Genomic DNA, 21,323 nt, shown 5'->3' with positions numbered 1-21,323 from the left:
CTGGCGGCATGGCTCATCGGCATGGACTCATGGCGCGGACTCGGGTCGTGGTCTCGGTCCGCCGACTCGATGCGCCGGTTCTGGAACCCCTGCGCCGCTTCGGGGTCGGATCAGAACACGTGCTTCAGCAGTGAGCTGAGCTGGCTGAGCACCCACCTGACGGCATCCGCGATGCTCTGGCCGGGCGATGCGTGTCCGTTCCCGTTCCCGTTCCCGTTGCCATTGCCGTTGCCGTTGCCCGTGCCCACGTGCACCGGGATGACCTTCGCCACCGATCCGTCGTCGGCCAGCACCACGGCGCGCTGCTGCGGGTGCTTGAAGTCGAGGAACCCGTCGAGCGAGCCTGCACGCTCATCGAACGACGAGTCGCCGATGCGTCCCGTCGACCAGTTGTCCTCGATGAACTTCGTGATCGAGGTCTGCTCGATGGCGGTGTGGTCCACGTAGTTCTGCTTCGAGAACGGCGAGATCACGAGGAACGGAAGCCGCTGGCTGGGACCGCAGCGGTCGGCGTAGCCGCCGGCAGCGGGCGCCGACGCCGTCGTGCAGATCGTGGAGTCGTTCGCGGCATCCTTCGAACCGTTCAGGATCGTCGGGGCCACGTGGTCGTACCAGCCGTCGGAGTCGTCGTAGTTGATGACGATCGCCGTGCTCGACCACGAGGGCGACTGCTCGATGGCGTTGACCTGCTTGACCAGGAACTTCTGCTCGTCGATCGGGTCGGAGTAGCCAGCGTGGCCGTCCTGGGCCTCGGCGGCCTTGACGAACGAGACGGCAGGCAGGTTGTTCTGCTGCAGGGCCGTGTCGAAGGCCGACAGGTCGTACTGGTGGTTCGCCTGGTCGGTGTGCCCGATCGCGGCGTCGCTCGACGGCGGCAGGTGATGCGGGTTCGACGTGGACTTGTAGTACGCGAACGGGTTGTGGTGCGGCGAGTAGTCGACGGATGCCGCGCCCGCCACGTTCGTGGAGGTCGCGCCGCACGTCGCGTAGTCGCCCGCCTTGCCGTCCCACTTCGTGGTGGGAGCGAACCCGCCCTGGAACCAGCCCCAGGTCACGTTCTTGGCGTTGAGCAGGTCGCCGATGTTCTTGCCGGAAAGCGACGCGAGCGCGTTGGTCGACGTGTGGTTGTTGTCAGCGCAGTCGTCGTAGGCCGGATCGGGGTCGTTGATGACCGTGCCGACGCCGTTCGCGTCGGGCGACGCGACCGTGTAGGCATCCGGGCTCGCCGTCTGCCGACCGGTCGTCGGATCGATCGAGGTGACGCCGTGCGTCTGCCCCGAGACGAGGTTGAGCGCTCCCGGAGTGGACGGTCCGAAGACGGTGTCCCACGCGTTGTCGCTCATGGCGTAGTTCTGCGCGTAGTTCCACTCGGCGGTCACGGTGTTGCCGTCGTAGTAGTCCATGGCGAGCCCCGGGCTGCCGTACATGCCCGTGCACGTGTCCTTGCTCGTGTTCTCCACGAACTTGTCCATCGCGCCGTTGTTCAGCGCCTTCTGCTCGGCGCCGTATCCGTGGTTCTGGTCGCACGTCACGGCCTGGGCGGGCGTGAGCCGCTGCGGGGCGTAGGCGTTGGGGTTGGAGGCGATGAGGCCCGCGCTCTGCATGGTGTTCACGGAAGGCGTGCCAGGCGCCGCCGTGAACGGGGTGCCATCGGTGTTCGCCGCGTTCGGGTAGGTGCCGAAGTAGTGGTCGAACGAGATGTTCTCGTCGAACAGCACCACGAGGTGCTTGATCGGCGTCGTGGTGTTGCCGGAGGCATCCGGCTGGTGGGCCGACGCCGGAGCCGAGAGGGCTGCCGTCGTCGCGATCGCGGCGAGCGCGACCGGAATGGCGGCGAAGCGCAGCGCGCGTCGCCCGAACACCGTAGGCATTCGTTTTCCTTTCGTCGGGAAGGGATCTGCCGCGGGCCCGTTCAGGCCAGCAGCCCGCTGGCGAACCAGTCGGCTTGGTGACGCACGCCCGGCAGCGCGAAGAAGTAGCCGCCACCGGTCGGCGAGATGTAGTCGGCGAGCGGCTCGTCGATGAGCCGCTTCTGCACCGTCACGAACTGGCGCTCGAGGTCCTGGTTGAAGCACGCGAACACGAGACCGTTGTCGAGGTTGCCGTTCGTGTCGACGCCAGAGTCGTAGTTGTACGACCTGCGCAGCATCTGCTGCTCGGCCTGCTGCGGCGAACGGTTGTTCGCGAGCCTGATGTGGGCATCCATCTGGATCACGTCGCCGGTCGGATCCGTCTCGTACCGCGGATCGTCGTGCTCGCGCGTGCCCGTGAGCGGGGCACCGGAGTCGCGCCTGCGACCGATCATGTTCTCCTGCTCGTGCAGCGAGACGCGGTCCCAGAACTCGACGAGCATCCGGATGACGCGCACGACGTGGTACGAGCCGCCCTCGACCCAGCGCGGCTCCGGTCCGCCCGCATGCGTCCACACCAGGCGATCGGGAGCGGATGGCTCGGCAAGGGCGGGCGACGACGTGCCGTCCTTGAAGCCCATCAGATTGCGCGGCGTGCCAGACGGCCGCGGCGGTGAGACGAAGCCGTCCTTGCGCCACCGCACCTGCATGCCGCCGCGCGTCGCCTTCGCGATGTCGCGCAGCGCGTGCGTGATGGTGTCGGGATGGTGCGCGCACAGCTGCAGCAGCACGTCGCCGTCGCACGCCGCACGGTCGAGGGCGTCGTTCGGGAAGTCCTCCATGGTGCGCAGCCGGTGCGGCTTAAGTCCCGCGAGCCCGTACCGGTCGTCGAAGACGGAAGCGCCGAGGGACACGGTCACCGTGAGCCCGTCGGAGGGCACGCGGGGGCCGAGCACGCCGGAGTCCGGCGGCGGCGCCGCGATGCCGACCTCCGCGGGCAGTCCGCCGGCGGTGAGGAAGCGCGCTCGCTCGGTGATGGTCTTCATGAGCTCGGTGAGCTCCGCGCGCGAGGATGCCGTGAGGTCGAACGCGACGAACGTGCCGTTGCGCTGCGCCGGCGTGAGGATGCCGGCCTGGTGCGCGCCGTGGAAGGGGTAGGCCGGAGCATCCGCCGAGGGAGTGGATGCCGGTGTCCCTGGCGGCGACGACGTGGATGACGAGGGCGCGGATGCCGGTGTCGCCGCCGCCGGTGCGACGGCGGCCGCCGCGGCGAGCGGCGCTGCGACGCCCGCCCCGACGAGTCCGTGCAGGAACCCCCGGCGACCGAGCCCGGCGGCCGGCCGCTCGGCGTCGGCACCTCGCTGCGGGCTCACGATGCCGCCCTCCGCACGTCGCAGATCGCGGCGACCGGCGCGAGCAGTTCGACGGTGGCGTCGATGCGCGCGTCGAGCGCCTCGCGCTGAGCGGTGGTGAGGCTCTGCAGCGGCGTCCACGTGCCGTCGGCCGCGCGGTACGACTCGACGAGCTGCTGGGCGGCGGCGATCGACGCCTCCGTCTTCGCCAGCTGCGGATACCGCGGCTTCAGGATGCCGCGCAACGGCGCCAGGGCCTCGGCAGAGCCGTTGAGGTTGGCGTCGACGGTGGCGAGGTTGGTGTGGCTGCCGGCATCCGCGGCGCCGGTGAGTTCGAACTGCAGGGCGTTCTCCAGGATCTCGTGGGCCCGCAGTCCGATGTCGAGCGGGTCGATGCGCACGTTCGGGAAGTTCGCGCGCAGGCCGGCGACGTCGGCGCTGAGCCGGTCGGCGAAGGGGGCGATCTCAGCGGCAGGGGCACCAGACCACAGCAGCGCCTCGAGCTTGTGGAAGCCGGTCAGGCCGGGGTCGTCGAGCGCGGTGCGACCGGAGGCGGGCATCCCGTTGATGGCCTCGTCCGCATCGCCGAACGCGCCGTACGCGGCGCCGAGCGACTCGTACTCCAGGTGCCCGGTCAGCCAGTCAGCCTTCGCCTTGCCCAGGTCGCCGGATGCCACGTCATCGGCCAGCGCGTCGACATCCGCCTGCAGCACGGGCAGCCGGCTCTCGATCCACGCGCCGTACTGCTTGGATGCCGGGATCAGGTCGTTCTCGGTGACGGGCGGGATGCCGGGCGTCGCGTCCGCGACACGCCTGACGCCCGTCACGGTCACCGTGGGGCCCGCGATGGGATCCTCGTCGGCCGGCAGGCAGACGAAGCGGTACCGGCCGGCGGGGATGATGGCGCGTCCGCGGGTCGTGCTGCCCGCGCCGAGCGCCTCGAGGTCGAGGTACACGTCGCCGCTCGCGACCGACTCGAGGTACACCTCCATGCCCGCGATCGACGTGTTCGTCACGTCGAACGTCTGGGTTCCGGCCGCCGGGTCGGACCAGCCGCGTCCGCAACCGGAGATGCCCGCCGTGACCGGGTAGGCATCCGGATGCGCGACACGCGCCTCCGACCCTTGCCGCACGGTCACCGTGCCGACGACGCCGAGGGTGACGACCGCGGCTATGCCGCCGGCCAGCATCCCGTATTGCGCCGCTCGCCGCACCCGATCCGCCCTCGTCGTACCGCCGTGACCGTGCCGACCAGAGGCTCCTCACGCCCGGATCACGGGCGGAGACGAGCGGCCGATCGGCACCGTCCGGCACCGTTCGAGGCCCGGACGGATGCCATGCTGGCACCCGATTCGCGCCGGTTCACCTGGCGTTCATCGAGTTCACGAACAGTTCAGCCGATCGACTCGCGGGCGCCGCCTGTCGCGGGTAGACAGGTCGTTCTGCCGTCTGCCGGTCAGTGGGTAACTCGGCGGCGCCGGCAGCAGCTGTTGCACCCGAAGGTGCGGATGCCGGCCGCGGGTCACTCTGACGTGCCGGCCGGGCCGCGCGGGTCACTCGGACGTGCAGACCGGGGGCCGCGGGTCACTCGGACGTGCAGACGCCCGTGGCGACGGGAGCCGGGCTGAGCGAGTCGAGCACGGGACTCAGCTCGTCGAGCGTGAGCGCGTAGCCGGTGTCGGCATCCGTCGTGGACCGCGCGAAGACCATGCCGACCACCTCGCCCTTGTCGTCGAACAGCGGCCCTCCCGAGTTGCCGGGTCGCACGATGGCGCGCAGCGAGTACACGTCGCGCACCACTGCGTCGTGCTGGTAGATGTCGGTGCCTGCTGCCGTCAGCTCACCCCGGATGCGGGCCGAGCCGAGCGTGTAGGGCCCGCCGCCGGGGAAGCCCGCCACGACGGCCGGGTCGCCCGCCTTCATCTCGGGTCCGGTGTGCAGCGCGGGCGACGGGAGATCGGGCACCCTCAGCACCGCGACGTCGCGCTTGGGGTCGAACGCGACGACGGATGCGTCGTAGCCGCCGTCATCCTGCGTCACCACGTGCACCGACGACGAGCCGGCGACGACGTGCGCGTTCGTCACGACGATGCCGGGCGACTCCACCCAGCCGCTTCCGCTCGACTCCATCGAACAGCTGGCCTCGAGCGCCTCCACCTTGACGACGCTCTCCGACCGCACCTGCACCGCAGCAGGGATGGTCGGATCGGGCGCCGCCACATCGGGAATGGTCTCGTTGCCCGAGAACACCTCGGGAAGCCCGGCGCCGGCGAGCGCGTCGTCCAGCGCACCGAGGGCGGTCGACGGCGGAACCGGCGCGATGTCATCGAGCACCGACACGATGCGCGACGAGGATGCCAGCAGCGCCGCCGGGTAGATCGACGACGCCTGGGCGAACCCGGCGATCAGCCACACCACGGCCGCCCACGCGACGACGCCGATCACCGCGCCGCCGATGGCATCCGCGCCGCTCAGCACTCCGCGAGCGCCGATGCGCCGGCGCAGCACGGCCCCGACGGTGGAGGCGACGCCGTAGAGCACCGAGCCGCAGACCAGAACGACGACGGCCGCCAGCACCGTGCGCGCGATCATGCTGCCGTGCCCCCGCGGCATCGCCCATCCGACGATGCCGGGCGCCAGCATGAGGCCGATCCACAGGCCGACGATCAGGCCGACCATCGAGAGCGCCGTGACGAGGGCGCCACGACGCCAGCCGATCGCGATCGCGGCGAGCGCGGCGAGCGCGAGCACGATGTCGACGGCCAGTTCCACGGCCTCTACTTTCGCGGGTGTTGCTGTGCGGGTGCTGGAGCGGCCGCCCTGGAGCGCAGACTGGAATGGCCCCGGCCGTATTCAGGATGCGCGTCGACACGTCCGCATATCGCAGGCGAGCGGCGTCTCATCCTGAATACGGATGCTCACTGCCCTACAACGGGCCTGTCTCCACGGCGGCCGGCCGCATTCGGCGCCAGGCGGGACGGGCGTCAGCCGCCGAGCAATTCCACCTCCGGCACGCCAGGGGGCGTGAACCCCAGCACGGCGCCGTAGAAGCCGAGCTCGCGCTCGAGGGAGTCGACCTTCGTCTCCATGCGGCGGAATCCGTGGGACTCGCCCTCGTAGAAGCGGAACGCGTACGGAACGCCCTTCGACCTCAGCCCGTCGATGAACCGCTCGGCCTGAGCGGGGGGCACCACGGGGTCGTCGAGCCCCTGCAGCAGGAGCACCGGCGTGGCGAGCGTGTCGACGTGGTTCAGCGGAGCGCGGGAGACGTACAGCTCCTCGGCCTTCGGCAGAGCGCCGATGAGCGAGTCGAGGTACCGCGACTCGAAGTCGTGCGTCTCCTTGGCGAACTCGGTCAGCTCGGCGACGCCGAAGTACGACGTTCCCGCGGCGAAGACGTCGGACCCCGTCAGCGCGGACAGCACCGTCCAGCCGCCTGCTGAGCCGCCCCGGATCAGCAGGCGGGCCGGATCGGCGATGCCGGCATCCCCGAGCCCCCGCACGGCGGCGATGGTGTCCTCCACGTCGACGACGCCCCACTGGCCGTGCAGCCGCTCGCGGTACTCACGTCCGTAGCCCGTCGAGCCGCCGTAGTTCACGTCGATCACGCCGATGCCCCGGCTGGTCCAGAACGCGATCGAAAGGCTCAGCTGCGGAGAGGCGTGCGATGTCGGGCCGCCGTGCACGAGCGCGACGAACGGCGGCAGCTCCCCGTCCGGCGCAACGTAGTCGGCGTTCTTCGGCCGGTAGACCACGGCATGCGTCTCGCGCTCTCCGCTCCGGAACGTCATGAGCTCGGCGTCGGGCAGGTATCCGGCGCCGGGCCGGTCGGCGCCGACGACGTACACGTCCTGGATGCGATCGTCGGGGTGCAGCAGACGGATGCCCGTCGCCACGCTCGCGCTCCCCGCCACGACCAGGAGCACCCCGTCGCGTTCAGCCGCCAGGTGCACCACGTCGAACGGGGTCGCGATCTCCGCGACGGATGCCTCGCTCGGCTCGATCCTCACCAGACGGTCGGTTCCGTGCGTGGCGACGGCGACCAGGGCGCCCGCCGACTCCACCAGGTAGGAGTTCGCGCTCGTCAGCGTCCACATGGCCGCACCGAGGTCCTCCTCCAGCGCGGTCACCGCGACAGGCTGGCCGCCGGTGGCCGCCACTCGGTAGAGGTTCCACCAGCCGGTGCGGTCGCTCACCGCGTACAGCTCGTCGTCGTTCGCCCACTCCGGCTGCAGCACCGACTCGGCGCTCCCGCCGACCAGCGTGCGCCAGGATGCGACGCGCCCGTCCCGTCTCAGGTCGCCGACGCGCAACTCGGTGCCGTCCCACGGCATGTTCGGGTGATCCCAGGCGATCCATGCGAGCCGCCTGCCGTCCGGGGAGAAGCTCGGCTGCGCGAGAAACCACGACCCGCTCACGAGCGAACGGATTCGCGAGGCGTCCTCGGCGGCGGACCCGTCGAGCGGCACCAGCACGATGTCGCGGCTGACGTCGCTGGGTCCATCGCCGTGATGCGTCTCGCGGATCGCGAGCACAGCGTCGCCCACCCCGTCGCCGCCGGCGTCCTCACCTGACCGAACCGTTCCGCGGTGGATCGAGATGCCGCCGAAACGGAAGCCGCCGTCGGCGGGCGTGAGCGGCGTCGGGTCGCCTCCCTGTGGCATCCGGTACAGCCGCTGATCTGTGAACTCCGTGAAGACGAGGTCGCCGTCGTACGCCGTCCAGGAACCGCCGCCGTACTCGTGCACGCGGCTGCGCGCGTTCCAGGGCTCCGGAAGCACGTGTTCGGCCTCGCCGTCTGCGCCGAGCCGACGGACGCTCATGCGTCCACCCTCGGCAGGCATGAGCTCCAGCCACCACACCTCGTCGCCGACGAACGCGGGCTCCTCGACGTGACCGGCCGACCGCGCGGCATCCACCGCGCTGATCGGCGACCTCCATTCCCCGTAGCGGGCGACGATCGGTGCAGACGAAGGGTCGGTCGTGGAGCCGGTCATGCGATCCAGGCTAGGGCAGCGGCCCTATCGGCCGGTGCGGATGCTGCGCTCACGCCTTTGCGCGATGCGGTACTCGCCGGGTTGGTGCTGCTGCCGGCCGCGCCGCTGCTGCCCCCGCAGAACTGCTTGCCGCATTCAGGACGCGGGGCGAGACGTGCGCATATCGCGGGCGAGTGGCGTCTCATCCTGAATTCGAGCGGGCAAATGGTTTCGGGTTCGGAGCGCCGATTGCGACGCCCGCTCCACCGGACGAAATGCCCGGAGTCGATACCGATTCGCGACCGAAAAGGCTCGGCCTGCACAGCAGGGCTTGCGAGAATGTCTCACATCGTCCGGCAGTCTCGAAAGTCGAGGTGTCCGCGCTTCCGTGCGAGCCCGCTCCCTCAGACGCTTCGATGCCGTCAGGCACTGTGTTTCGAAGGAGAACAATGACGACCCTGGCGAACGAAAGCGCAGCATCGGCGTCACCCGACACCTCACCGCAGAGCGAGCGGCCCGCGATCGCGATCCGGCACGTGACCAAGCGGTTCGGCGACGCCCTCGCGGTCGACGACATCGATCTGCAGCTGGCCCAGGGCGAGTTCTTCGCGTTGCTCGGCCCCAGCGGATGCGGCAAGACCACGACGCTGCGCATGGTGGGCGGGTTCGAGCTGCCGAGCCTGGGTCACATCTACCTCGACGGCCGCGACGTGACCATGCTTCCGCCGTACAAGCGGGATGTGAACACCGTCTTCCAGTCCTACGCCCTGTTCCCGCACCTGTCCGTCTTCGACAACGTGGCATTCGGCCTGCGCCGTCGCAAGGTCTCGACCGGCCAGATCCGCGAGAAGGTCGAGCGCAACCTCGAGATGGTCGGCCTGGCCGGCTACGGCAAGCGCCGGCCGCTGCAGCTCTCCGGCGGACAGCAGCAGCGCGTGGCTCTCGCCCGTGCACTCGTGAACGAGCCCAAGGTTCTGCTGCTCGACGAGCCGATGGGCGCCCTGGATGCCAAGATCCGCAAGACCATGCAGCTGGAGCTCAAGCGCATCCAGCGCGAGGTCGGCATCACGTTCCTGTACGTCACGCACGATCAGAACGAGGCCATGTCGATGGCCGACCGGCTCGCGGTGATGAACGCCGGCCGGACAGAAGACATCGGAACACCGGACCGCGTGTACGACCGGCCGGCCACGCAGTTCGTCGCGGAGTTCCTCGGCACGTGCAACGTGATCGCTCCGCAATCCGACGGCGGTGCGCTCCGCCTGCCGGACGGCACGCCCCTGCTGGTGAGCAGCGTGAACGGACGGCTGCCCGCCGGCGCGCGCCTGGGGATCCGCCCCGAGAAGATCGTCGTGACGCGAGCGGATGCCGCAACCGGCTCCCCGCAACAGGCCAACACCGTGCGCGGCACCGTGGTGACCGCCACCTATCTCGGCGCCAGCACCGAGTACGAGGTCTCGACGCCGTGGGGAGGCATCCTCAAGGCGTTCGCACAGAACCTGGCAGACTCGTCGCGCGCGCGCCCCGGCGAGCAGGTCGTGCTCACGTGGGATCCCGAGCACGCCTTCGTGCTCGCCCCCTCCCCTGAGCCGACCCCGCTCGCCGCAGAGAAGTCGGAGGAGGCGGCCGAAGCGCGCGGCGGCGAGCCTGGCGGGTCGTCCGGAGCGGGGTCGTGACCGGGCGCCCCGACCCGGCGCTCTGGCGCGGCCTGACGGAGACCCGGATCTCCCGGCGCTCCATGCTGAAGGGCGTGCTCGGCGGCGTGGGGGTCGCCGCGCTCGGCTCCGCGCTCGCCGGATGCAGCATCCAGGGCTCCGTCTCCAGCCAGGCCAGACAACAGGTGGACTGGACCGAGTTCTGGTCGAAGCAGCGCCCGACCAAGCACCTCGACTTCGCCAACTGGCCGCTCTACATCGACCAGGAGAAGGGCAAGTTCCCGTCGCTCGAGGCGTTCACCAAGGCGACCGGGATCGAGGTGAACTACCAGCAGGTCATCCAGAACAACGCCCCCTTCTATGCGACTGTCGCACCCCAGCTGCGCGCGCACGAGGCCACCGGCTACGACATCGTCGTCATGACGAACGGCTGGGAGCTGACCGAGATGATCAGCAACGGCTTCGTCATGGAACTCGACCACTCGCGGCTGCCGAACTTCGCGAAGAACGCGGCGAAGAACGTGCGGAACCCGCCGTACGACCCCGGCAACAAGCACTCGCTGGTCTGGCAGACCGGGTTCACCGGGATCGCCTACAACTCGAAGCTGATCGACCGTCCCATCACGAGCTTCAAAGACCTTGCTGACCCGGCGTTCAAGGGTCACGTCGGCATGATGAACGACAACACCGAGCTGGGCAGCGCCGGCCTGCTGGCGATCGGCGTGAACCCCACGACCTCGACGCCGGCCGACTGGCGCAGGGCGGCGGACTGGCTGAAGAAGCAGCAGCCCAACGTGGCCGGCTACTACGACCAGAGCTACATCGACCGGCTCTCCAACGGCGACACCTGGGTCAGCCAGGCGTGGTCGGGCGACGTGTTCCAGGCCATCGCCGGCGGCAACAAGCATCTGAAGTTCGTCATCCCCGACGAGGGCCAGATGATCTGGCACGACAACATGATGATCCCGATGCAGGCCGAGAACCCGCTATCCGCCCTCAAGTGGATGGACTTCTACTACACGCCCGAGATCGCCGGCATGGTCGAGGACTGGGTGAACTACGTGTGTCCGGTTCCCGCCGCGAAGGACTACATCCTGAACGGGCTGGACGACCCGAAGGTGGCGAACAGCCCGCTCGTCTTCCCCGATTCCTCGGTGGACAGCCGATCGCACGAGTTCTACGTCTTCAAGAACTACGACGAGTACGAGGAGTGGAACAAGGTGTTCAACCCCGTGATCCAGTCATGACCGCCGTCAGCTCCACCCCGTCCCGCACGGAGGCACCGCGGGAACGTGCACCGCTGGAGCGCAAGGAGGGCCGCTTCCGCCGCAGCCTGTTGCGGCACTCCACTCCGTATCTGCTGGGCCTCGTCGGAACGGCATGGCTGCTCATCCTGTTCGTCATCCCACTGGTCTCGGGGCTCGCCGTCTCGCTGATGACCGGCAACCCGCAAGACGGGTACACGTTCACGTGGAACTGGAGCGTCTACTCCGATCTCTTCGTGAACTCGGATGTCCCCTACCTCACGTTCCTCATCCGCGGCCTGCTGTTCGGCGCTGCGGCCACCGTGATCACGATCATCGTCGGCTTCCCGCTGGCCTACTTCATCGCGTTCCGCGTCTCGCCGCGCTGGAAGAACGGGCTGCTCCTGCTGGTGATGCTGAGCTTCTTCGTCTCGTTCGTCATCCGCACCGACATGTGGGCGTTCGTGCTCTCCGACCAGGGGCCGGTGCTGACGGTGCTGCGAGACCTGCACCTGGCGGGCAAGGGCTTCCACATCCTCGGCACCGACGCTGCCGTCATCGGCGGCCTGGCGTACAACGACCTCGCGTTCATGGTGCTGCCCATCTACGTGGCGCTGGAGCGGATCGATCCCCGGCTGATCGAGGCATCCGCCGATCTCTATGGCAGCAAGACGGCGACCTTCACGCGCACGATCCTGCCGCTGACCCGGTCCGGCATCTTCGCCGGCGTGCTGCTCGTGTTCATCGACTCGGCGGGCGACCCGGTGAACCCGTCGCTCCTGGGCGGCACGCACACGTACGTGATCGGCCAGGCGATCCAGGATGCGTACCTCACCAACCAGCAGTACAACGTCGCGGCGGCCCTCTCGACCGTGCTCATGATCGTGCTCGGTCTCATCCTGTTCGCGTACGCCCGCATCGCCGGCACCGACAACATCGAGGACCTCGTATGACCACCGCGGACGTGCTGAAGACCCAGCCGGTGACCACGGCGCAGCCGGTGCGCGAGCCCATCGGCGAGCGCAGGGACCGCAAGCGCCCTCTGCTGCCGATCATCTACTGGGTCGTCATCGGCATCACGATGATCCCGATCCTCGTGATGATCGTCTACAGCTTCAACAACACGCCGACGAACCGCATCACGTTCCAGTGGCACGGCTTCACCCCATACTGGTATCAGAACCTCACTCAGGTGAGCGGACTGGGCAACTCGTTCCTGGTGTCCATCGAGATCGCCGTGCTGTCCGCGATCATCTCGATCGCCATCGGCGTGCCGCTGGCCATGGCGCTGGAGCGGCACCGGTTCCTGCTGCGTGGCACGCTGAGCGCCGTGGTGTTCGCCGACATCGCCGCACCCTCGATCGTGGTGGGCTCCGCGTCGCTGTCGTTCTTCCTGTCGTCGGGCGTGCCGCTCGGGTACCTCACCATCCTCCTCGTGCACGTCACGTTCTGCATCGCCTACGTCGTGGTCGTCATCCGCGCGCGGCTGTCCGGCATGGGCAAGGTGCTGGAGGAAGCGGCGGGCGATCTCGGCGCGAACCCGTACACCGCTTTCTGGAAGGTGACCTTCCCCCTCCTGCTGCCCGGAATGCTGGCCGGCGCGGCGCTCGCCCTCGCGATGTCGATCGACGACTACGTGATCACGAGCTTCGTCGCCGGCCCGACCGTGACGTTCCCGCTGTTCGTGTACGGGGCCGCCAAGGTGGGCCTGCCGCCTCAGGTGCTCTGCTTCGGCACGATCATCTTCGTCGTCGCGCTCGCCATCGCGCTGCTGAACGGCGTCGTGACGCGCCGCGGCCGCCGCCGCTGACCCGTCGCCGCGCGCGGCCGACGGCAGCCGCGCCATCCACTCCCTCCCTCGCGCGCTCCGCATCCGCGACCGCCCGCGCCGCGCATCCGCATCCGCTGCCGCTTGCGTCCGCATCCGCATCGGCGTCGGCATCCGCAGACCGGCACTTTGACGATTCGCCGTACGGAAAGCGCGATTGCCGTACGGCGAATCGTGAAACCTCCGGCGTGCAGCAAACTTCACGCACCGACACGGCGGGTGTGAAAGCTTCGGCGTGCGAAACACCCGGCGACAGAGTCAACCAACGGATGCCGCCACAGCTGCATCACTTGGCTGTTTCTGCCAGGCCGGAAATTCGACGAACTGCCGTATGGAAAGCAGGGTTTCCGCACGGCGAATCGTGAAAACTCCGGCGTGCCGTAAACCCGTGTATCGGGGACGCGACTCCGCTGGAAGCAAACTCAGCGGGTGGACGCGACACGGCGGGCCGACGCGACTCAGCGGGTGGATGCGACACGGCGGGCCGACGCAACTCAGCGGGTGGACGCGACTCAGCGGCCGGTGCGGCGGGCGAGGATCGCGGTGTGGAGCGCGCTGACCACCTCGCCGTCATCCAGTGAGACGCCGAGCAGGTCCTCGATGAGGGCGATGCGCTGGTAGAACACCGAGCGCGACAGGTGGCTGGCGGTCGCGGCGCGGGTGCGATTGCCCGGATACGCGAGATACGCCGTCAGTACGTCGAGGAGATCGCCTCCGCGGCGCAGGTCGTGCTCGATGAGCGGCGCGAGCATCCGTTCGCTGTGCGCCTGCAGTCGCGGGTCGCTTCCGAACGAGTTCAGCAGCCTGAGGAGCGGACGGTCCTCCACGCGCACGACGACGGGTCCGCGCCGCTTGTGGTCGTCGTGCGGCGCCAGCAGCTCGGTGGCCTGCTCGACGGATGCCAGCAGCCCGGGAACGCCGTCGGCCTCCGCACCCACGGCCACGGTCACGTCGGAGGGCGAGGCGTCCGCCGCCTTCGCCATGGCTGTCGCGAAGGCGAGCAGCACGGCATCCGACAGCCTCGACCCGGACGGCAGGGATGCGATGATCACGCTCGCGCCGGCATCCGAAGATGGATGTGGCGCGGTGATGGCGGGCACGCCGAGTTCGCGCACGGCGGACGTGGCGGCGCTGGACGTCCTGCCGCTCCCCCGCACCTGTACACTCAGGCCGACCAGCGTGCGGCCCGCGACCGGGACGCCGCCGGCCTCAAGCCGGTCCGCGAAAGACGATTCACTGGCGAAGCGCCGCCCGAGCAGAGCGGCGACGATGCGTTCGTGGCTGGTGCGGGTCCATTCGTCGGCGCCGCGGTCGGCGAGCCGGCCGAGCGCCAGGGCCATGGCCGCCTGCTCCAGAACGTTGGTGCGGCCGGCCAGATGCGGTCGCCCGGGCAGCGCGATCAGGTGACCCCAGCGGATGCCACGCGCCTCGACGGGCACGATCGTCCAGTCCTCCGCGCCCGAGACGGTGCCGTGCGCCGCCGCATCGGCTGCTCGGTCGTGCGCCTGCCGCGAGCGCTGCTCCCAGTCGCGCAGCACTCGCGTGTCGTCGCCCATGGCCTCCACCGCGATGACGCGGTGCGTGAGGTCCTCCAGCACGGTCGGCGATCCCAGCACCCTCGCCACCTGGGCCACGATGTAGTCGGCGGGGCTGCCTCGCAGGCTCAGCTGGGTGAAGAGGGCATGGATCTCGTCCCTTGCCCGCAGCGCCGCCATCTGGTCGGCGATGATGCGCGAGTGCACCGCCTCGGTGATGGCGACGAAGCGCGCCTCGCCGTGCAGCACGATGAATGGGAGATCTAGGCGGCGCGCGGCATCGGTGAACGCCTCGGGCGGTTGGGTCATGCGATGCCCGAGCTCGAGCACGACGCCCACGATGGCGGCGTCGACGAGGCGGGCCGCGAAGTCGCGCTGCGTGGCGGCATCCGTGGGCCACCCCACACCGGTGGAGAGGATGAGCTCGCCGCCCTTCACGAGGTGCGTGACGTCGGCCGTCTCGCTCACGTGAACCCAGCGGACCGGGCGATCGATCGCATCCTCGCCGCTCAGCACCTCCGGCACCGCCGTGACGACCTCTTCGAGCCTGAGCACCTCGCGGATGGTGGGCAGCACCGCCTGCCGTGAGACGGCCTGGCGCTTCGCGGTGCGATCGAGGTCGGCGGGCGGGGCAGGCACGGCCGGGTGAGGCGTGGCCTGGTGAGTCGCCGGCTCGTACGGCGCTGAGGCGCGCGGCCGGGCGACCGGACGATCTGTGCGACCGTCGACGAAGCTATGACGTTCTGGCACCGCTACCTCATCCACTTCTCTGTGAACATGGGAGCACTAAGACTAAGGCACAAGCCCGTCGATTCGTCCGGATGGCAGGTGCACAGCATCCGTCTGGACCGCGCGACGAGCGGCGATACATACCGAAAGGAGGGGCGATGGCCCTCATCCGCCACGTCGTCGACGGCGTCGAGTTCGGCGAGCCGGACCGCACGGGAGACGTCTACAACCCGGCGACCGGCGCCGTGCAGCATCGCGTGATCATGGCGAGCGAGTCGGATGCCGCGGCCGCGATCGCCGCAGCATCGGCCGCCCTGCCCGGATGGCGCGCCACGAGTCTCACGAAACGTGCCGACGTGCTGTTCCGGCTGCGCCAGCTGCTCTCCGATCGCAAGGACGAGCTCGCCGCGATCATCACGAGCGAGCACGGCAAGGTGCTGTCCGACGCTGCGGGCGAGGTCGCGAGGGGACTGGAGAACGTCGAGTTCGCATCCGGGCTCATCCAGCATCTCAAGGGCGACTACAGCGAGCAGATCTCCACGGGCGTCGACGTGCACAGCGTCAAGCAGCCGGTGGGAGTCGTCGGCTGCATTACCCCGTTCAACTTTCCCGTGATGGTGCCGCTGTGGATGGTGGCGAGCGCCATCGCGTGCGGCAACACCGTGGTGCTCAAGCCGAGCGAGAAGGACCCGTCGGCATCCGTGTTCCTGGCCAAGCTCTTCCTCGAAGCCGGGCTGCCCGCCGGCGTGCTCAACGTGCTGCACGGCGACAAGGTGGCGGTGGATGCGCTGCTCGACAGCGACGACGTCGCAGCCATCAGCTTCGTGGGCTCGACACCCATCGCGAGGTCCATCTACGAGCGGGCCTCCGCGAACGGCAAGCGGGTGCAGGCGCTCGGCGGCGCCAAGAACCACATGGTCGTGATGGAGGATGCCGACATCGACGCCGCCGCCGACGCCGCCGTCTCGGCCGCCTACGGATCGGCCGGCGAGCGGTGCATGGCCGTGAGCGTGCTGGTGGCCGTCGGGGATGCCGGGGACAAGCTGGTCCCGGCCATCCGCTCGCGCATCGACGACCTGGTGATCGGCGACGGAACGGATGCCGCAAGCGGCATGGGCCCGCTCGTCACGGCGCAGCACCGCGAGAGGGTGCTCTCCTACGTGACGGGCGCTGCGGCCGAAGGCGCGACGGTCGTTGTGGACGGCTCGCAGCGGCACTTCGACGGAGACGGGTTCTTCATCGGTGCGACGCTGCTCGACGACGTTCCGCTCGAGTCGTCGGCCTACCGGGACGAGATCTTCGGACCAGTGCTGTCCGTCGTGCGCGTCGCCACTCTCGACGACGCGATCGAGCTGATCAACGCGAACCCTTACGGGAACGGCGTGGCGATCTTCACCCGCGACGGCGGGGCGGCTCGCGAGTTCGAGTTCCGCATCGAGGTGGGGATGGTGGGCATCAACGTGCCCATCCCCGTTCCCGTCGGCTCGTTCTCGTTCGGCGGCTGGAAGAACTCGCTGTTCGGCGACTCCCACATCTACGGCCCCGAGTCGTTCCACTTCTATACGCGCTCGAAGGTCGTGACCTCGCGGTGGCCGGAGCCCCTGCAGTCGAAGGTGGAACTCGCATTCCCCGGCAACCAGTGAGCCGCTTCAACACCCCCGTCGCCGAGACTACGGTCGGCGCGCCGAGACTACGACATCCGGCCGTAGTTCCGGTGGCCAATCCATAGTCTCGACGGAGGGGGTACACGACGACGAAGGCAGCACGGAGACCGAGGATTCACACATGAGCACCAGCGACAACGCCGCGATCGCGGACAACGGCACCGCAGGGTCAGACGCCGCCGGCACCGAGGACAGCACCGACACCGGGCACACCTGCGTCACCGGATACACGGACCGCACCGGATACGCGGACCGCACGGGCGCGTTCCATGCGTTCGGCGACGCGGCCGCGGAACAGCAAGTGCGCGAGGACGATCGCGCCCACGTGTTCCATTCCTGGAGTGCGCAGGCGCACATTTCACCGCTCCCTGTCGCGGCGGGTGAGGGGTCGACGTTCTGGGACTACGAGGGCAACGCGTACCTCGACTTCAGTTCGCAGCTGGTCAATCTCAATCTCGGTCACCAGCATCCGGATCTGGTGTGCGCCATCCAGCACCAGGCAGGACGGCTGACGACCATCCAGCCGTCGATGGCGAACGACGTGCGCGGCGAGCTCGCACGACGCATCGCCGAGGTGGCGCCCGGTGACCTGAACACGGTGTTCTTCACCAACGGCGGTGCGGATGCGAACGAGAACGCCGTGCGCATGGCCCGTCGCGTCACCGGCCGGCGCAAGGTGCTGTCGATGTACCGCTCGTACCACGGCAACACGTCGACGGCGATCGCGCTCACGGGCGACCCGCGGCGCTGGGCGAACGAGCCTGCGGACGGCTCGGTCGCTCACTTCTTCGGGCCGTATCCGTACCGGTCGGCGTTCCATGCGGGATCCGTCGAGGAGGAAGGCCGCCGGGCGCTCGAGCACCTCGAGCAGGTCATCCAGCTCGAAGGGCCGCAGACCATCGCGGCGATCCTCATCGAGACGATCGTCGGCACGAACGGCGTGCTCGTTCCGCCGCCCGGCTACCTCAACGGGGTGCGCGAGCTGTGCGACAGGCACGGCATCGTGTACATCGCCGACGAGGTCATGGTGGGTTTCGGCCGCGTCGGCGAGTGGTTCGCGGTGGATGCGTACGATGTCGCGCCCGACCTCATCACGTTCGCGAAGGGAGTGAACTCGGGCTACGTGCCGCTGGGCGGCGTCGTGATCTCGGATGCCATAGCGCACTTCTTCGACGACGTCTCGTTCCAGGGCGGGCTCACGTACTCCGGGCATCCGCTCGCGTGCGCCGCGGGCGTGGCGACGTTCGAGGTGTTCGAGCGGGACGGCATCCTGGAGCGCGTGCGCGATCTGGGCTCCAGGATCGTCGAGCCGACCATCACGGGATGGCTTCAGACGCATCCGTCGCTCGGCGAGGTGCGCGGCCGCGGCCTGTTCTGGGCGCTGGAGCTCGTGCGGAACCGGGAGACCCGCGAACCTCTCGTGCCGTACAACGCGGGCGGAGCGGATGCCGCACCGATGAACGAGGTGGCGGCAGCATGCAAAGCCGCCGGGGTGTGGCCGTTCACGCATTTCAACCGCATGCACATCGCCCCGCCGCTCGTCATCACCGAGGACGAGCTGCGCCGGGGCCTCGACGTGATAGACAGTGCCCTCGAGGTGGCAGACCGGTACGCAGCCTGACGCTTCGTCGTGGTCTCGGCCGAACAGCAGGGGCGACGAACGGCAGCGAACCGAGCGAGATGCGTCAGCGGCGACGCATACGGTGGTGGCATGGCGGGCATCAGACACGAGTTCGAGTCGACGCTGTTCCCGTGGGCGGCCAGGCGCGAGCTGTGGGTCTTCGCCCGGCTGCCGCTCGAGGTGTCGGAAGAGATCCACGACGCGCCCCACCCGCCCGCCGGGTTCAACTCGGTGAAGGTGGTGGCGACGCTGCGATCGTCGCGGTGGAACACCTCCATCTTTCCGGAGTCGGACGGCACCTACGTGCTGGCGATCAAGAAGGCCATCCGCACCCGCGAGGGCGTAGGCGTCGGCGACACCGTACGGATGGCCGTCGAGACGGTGCTCTGACGGCCGCCCCGCGTCAGTCGTTCGGCTTCACCAGGCAGAACGGATGCCCCGCCGGGTCGAGATACACCCGGAACGTCTCCTGGTCGTAACCCGCCTTGGTGGCCCCGAGTGCCAGCACCTGCTGCTCGCCGGCATCCAGATCGTCGACCTTGACGTCGATGTGCATCTGCTGCGGCACGTCTTGGCCTGGCCACTGCGGGGGCCGGTACTCGCCCTCCACCTTCTGGAAGGCCACCAAGGGCCGCGGGCGTGTCTCAGAGGCGAGCTCGACCCAGTCCGGATCGTCGGAGACCACCTGCATGCCGAGCAGTTCGCCGTAGAACTGCGCGAGCGCCGACGGATCCGGGCAGTCGATGGCCAGTACGTCGAATGTTCCAATCATGCTGGGCACGCTACGCCGACCCGCTGACATCCGTCACGGGTGCGGACGCCTGGTCGCAGACGGCCGAGTCGCGGCTCTGCCGCCACGGGTCAGGCGACAGATGTGAGCCGGGCCTGCTCGTCGTACAGCCGCGCGTACTCGCCGCCGAGGGCGAGCAGCTCGCCGTGCGTGCCCTGCTCGACGATGCGTCCGTTGTCGACGACGAAGATCACGTCGGCACGCACGATCGTCGACAACCGGTGAGCGATGGCGATCGTGGTGCGGCCGTGCGACGCGGTGTCGAGCGCCTGCTGCACCACGCGCTCCGAGATCGTGTCCAACGCGCTCGTAGCCTCGTCGAGAATCAGCACTTCCGGGTCCTTGAGCAGCACCCTCGCGATCGCGATGCGCTGCTTCTCACCGCCGGAGAGCCGGTAGCCGCGTTCGCCCACGATCGTGTCGTAGCCATCCGGGAACCCCGCGATCGTGTCGTGGATGTTGGCGGCCCTGGCGGCCTGCTCGAGCTGTTCCTGCGTGGCATCCGGAGCCGCGTACCTGAGGTTCTCGGCGATGGTCGCGTGGAACAGGTACGTCTCCTGGCTCACGATGCCGATGTGATCGATGAGCGACTCGTGCGCCAGGTCGAGCACGTCGTGCCCCGCGAACAGCACGGCACCCTCGGACGCCTCGTACAGCCGCGGAACCAGGTAGGAGACGGTGGTCTTGCCTGCGCCGCTGGGACCGACGAACGCTGCGAACTGCCCTGGACGGATGCGGAACGACACGTCGTCCAACGTGGGCTGCTCATCGGGGCGCGAGTCGGGATAGCGGAAGGTGACGTCGCGGAACTCGATCTCGCCGACCGAGTCGGTGGCCGGTGAGACGGAGACGGCGTCTGGCGCATCCTGGATGGCGGGCTTCAGGTCGAGGTATTCGAAGATGCGCGCGAAGAGCGCACTGGATGTCTGCAGATTGAGCGCCGTCTGCATGATGCCGATCAGCGGGAACAGCAGCCGTGCCTGCACGGTCGTGAACGCGACGATCGTGCCGGCCGTGATGTCACCGGCGCCCGTGCCCAGCAGCCATGCCGACACGAGGTACACGATCGCGGGAATCGACGACAGGAAGATCTGCACCATGGCGAAGAACCACTGCCCGCTCATGGCCTCCTTAACCTGGAGCCCGATCTGCGTCTGGTTCTCCGCCTCGTAGCGCACCGTCTCCGCCCGCTGACGGTTAAAGCTCTTGGAGAGCAGGATGCCGGAGACGCTCAGCGTCTCCTGCGTGATCGCCGTCATGTCCGAGAGCGACTCCTGCGTCGCCGTCGCGATCCTGGCTCGCACCTGCCCCACGCGACGCTGCGCGATGACGAGGAAGGGCATCAGCACGATGGCGATCAGGGTGAGCTGCCAGTTGAGCAGCAGCATCGCCACAAAGGCGGCGATGACGGTGACGATGTTGCCGAACACGCTCGACACGGTGTTCGTGAGAACGTTCGCGACACCGCCGACGTCGTTCTGCAGCCGCGACTGGATGACGCCGGTCTTCGTCCGCGTGAAGAAGCTCAGCTCCATGGACTGCAGGTGGCGGAACAGCCTCACCCGAAGAGCGCCCATCACCTTGTTGCCCACGGTCGAGGTGAGGTAGGTCTGCCAGACGCCGAGGCCGCCTGAGGCGAGGAAGACGACGATCATGGCGACCACGAGGGCGACGGTCACCGGGATGTCCGGGTGCCCGGATGCCGGGAACAGGCCGTGGTCGAACACCCGCTGGGTCAACAGCGGCGGCACGACCGAGAGCGCGGCGGAGAGAAGAACGAGGGCGACCGTCACCGAGAGAGCGGCTTTGTGCGGGGCGAACAGCCTGCCAACTCTGCGCAGTAGATGCGGTATCTTCGGCGCCGCCGCGTTCGCCGCCTTCACCGCCGCGATGTCCCTGCCGCCACGCCTGCCGTGCCCGACCGGCCCCGGTCCGCTCATGTCTGTCTCCCTCGCTCTCGGGATGCTCTCACCACCGTGCGCTCGAAGCCGCGCCGTGCCCGCCGATGTGCGAGCATCCGAGGGGCCGCGAACGGCCACTGGGAATGTCAACGATATATCGCATCCGGTCATTCCCTGG

The 21,323-nt window shown here is 68.9% G+C and carries 15 protein-coding genes; 7 read left to right on the top strand and 8 right to left on the bottom strand.

The window, feature by feature from the left end:
- Nucleotides 1–110: 110 nt before the first annotated feature.
- From VHB92_RS05550 to VHB92_RS05530, 5 genes are all read right to left on the bottom strand, one after another.
- Nucleotides 111–1,871, bottom strand: coding sequence for an alkaline phosphatase family protein (locus tag VHB92_RS05550; RefSeq protein ID WP_325452239.1), 1,761 nt, complete (start codon nt 1,869–1,871; stop codon nt 111–113).
- A 41-nt stretch (nt 1,872–1,912) separates the two neighbouring features.
- Complete coding sequence (efeB, locus tag VHB92_RS05545) at nt 1,913–3,223, bottom strand: iron uptake transporter deferrochelatase/peroxidase subunit (protein WP_325452237.1); 1,311 nt, start codon at nt 3,221–3,223, stop codon at nt 1,913–1,915.
- Entirely contained in the window at nt 3,220–4,416 is a 1,197-nt protein-coding gene (locus tag VHB92_RS05540; RefSeq protein WP_325452235.1) for an EfeM/EfeO family lipoprotein, read from the bottom strand. Before VHB92_RS05540 ends, efeB begins: the two co-directional genes overlap by 4 nt.
- Nucleotides 4,417–4,786: 370 nt before the next feature.
- Complete coding sequence (locus VHB92_RS05535; protein ID WP_325452233.1) at nt 4,787–5,974, bottom strand: MarP family serine protease; 1,188 nt, start codon at nt 5,972–5,974, stop codon at nt 4,787–4,789.
- A 212-nt stretch (nt 5,975–6,186) separates the two neighbouring features.
- On the bottom strand, nt 6,187–8,199 hold the full coding sequence (locus tag VHB92_RS05530) for a prolyl oligopeptidase family serine peptidase (protein WP_325452231.1): 2,013 nt from the start codon (nt 8,197–8,199) through the stop codon (nt 6,187–6,189).
- Nucleotides 8,200–8,627: 428 nt separating this feature from the next.
- On the opposite strand from VHB92_RS05530, the gene VHB92_RS05525 reads away from it, so the two are divergent.
- From VHB92_RS05525 to VHB92_RS05510, 4 genes are read left to right on the top strand one after another with little or no spacing between them, the layout of a single operon-like run.
- Nucleotides 8,628–9,854 (top strand): ABC transporter ATP-binding protein, encoded by a 1,227-nt coding sequence (locus VHB92_RS05525; protein ID WP_325452229.1) that lies wholly within the window; start codon nt 8,628–8,630, stop codon nt 9,852–9,854.
- A complete protein-coding gene (locus VHB92_RS05520; RefSeq protein ID WP_325452227.1) occupies nt 9,851–11,080 on the top strand; it encodes a spermidine/putrescine ABC transporter substrate-binding protein in 1,230 nt (409 codons plus the stop codon). The genes VHB92_RS05525 and VHB92_RS05520 overlap by 4 nt, the downstream gene beginning before the upstream one ends.
- Nucleotides 11,077–12,030 (top strand): ABC transporter permease, encoded by a 954-nt coding sequence (locus tag VHB92_RS05515; protein ID WP_325452224.1) that lies wholly within the window; start codon nt 11,077–11,079, stop codon nt 12,028–12,030. The genes VHB92_RS05520 and VHB92_RS05515 overlap by 4 nt, the downstream gene beginning before the upstream one ends.
- Nucleotides 12,027–12,887: an ABC transporter permease gene (locus VHB92_RS05510; RefSeq protein ID WP_325452222.1), complete on the top strand. Its 861-nt coding sequence runs from the start codon at nt 12,027–12,029 to the stop codon at nt 12,885–12,887. The genes VHB92_RS05515 and VHB92_RS05510 overlap by 4 nt, the downstream gene beginning before the upstream one ends.
- 530 nt (nt 12,888–13,417) lie before the next feature.
- Here the strand turns inward: VHB92_RS05510 and VHB92_RS05505 are convergent.
- The gene (locus VHB92_RS05505) at nt 13,418–15,079 is read right to left on the bottom strand and encodes a PucR family transcriptional regulator (RefSeq protein ID WP_325452220.1); all 1,662 of its coding nucleotides are present in this window, start codon (nt 15,077–15,079) and stop codon (nt 13,418–13,420) included.
- A gap of 248 nt (nt 15,080–15,327) precedes the next feature.
- Here VHB92_RS05505 and VHB92_RS05500 point away from each other — a divergent pair, with 248 nt between their 5' ends.
- The 3 genes from VHB92_RS05500 (at nt 15,328) to VHB92_RS05490 (ending at nt 18,844) form a co-directional block, all read left to right on the top strand.
- Complete coding sequence (locus VHB92_RS05500) at nt 15,328–16,812, top strand: CoA-acylating methylmalonate-semialdehyde dehydrogenase (RefSeq protein WP_325452218.1); 1,485 nt, start codon at nt 15,328–15,330, stop codon at nt 16,810–16,812.
- A 142-nt stretch (nt 16,813–16,954) separates the two neighbouring features.
- Nucleotides 16,955–18,454, top strand: coding sequence for an aspartate aminotransferase family protein (locus tag VHB92_RS05495; RefSeq protein WP_325452216.1), 1,500 nt, complete (start codon nt 16,955–16,957; stop codon nt 18,452–18,454).
- A 90-nt stretch (nt 18,455–18,544) separates the two neighbouring features.
- Nucleotides 18,545–18,844, top strand: coding sequence for a DUF1905 domain-containing protein (locus VHB92_RS05490; RefSeq protein WP_325452214.1), 300 nt, complete (start codon nt 18,545–18,547; stop codon nt 18,842–18,844).
- A 13-nt stretch (nt 18,845–18,857) separates the two neighbouring features.
- Here the strand turns inward: VHB92_RS05490 and VHB92_RS05485 are convergent, their stop codons facing one another.
- On the bottom strand, nt 18,858–19,226 hold the full coding sequence (locus VHB92_RS05485) for a VOC family protein (protein WP_325452212.1): 369 nt from the start codon (nt 19,224–19,226) through the stop codon (nt 18,858–18,860).
- 89 nt (nt 19,227–19,315) lie between these two features.
- The gene (locus tag VHB92_RS05480) at nt 19,316–21,184 is read right to left on the bottom strand and encodes an ABC transporter ATP-binding protein (RefSeq protein WP_325452210.1); all 1,869 of its coding nucleotides are present in this window, start codon (nt 21,182–21,184) and stop codon (nt 19,316–19,318) included.
- Nucleotides 21,185–21,323: the final 139 nt, after the last annotated feature.

It is taken from the genome of Humibacter sp. (genome assembly GCF_035547335.1).
GTDB lineage: Bacteria > Actinomycetota > Actinomycetes > Actinomycetales > Microbacteriaceae > Humibacter.
Note: the sequence above shows the minus strand (reverse complement) of the source record. Positions and strands in the feature narration are given on the sequence as shown.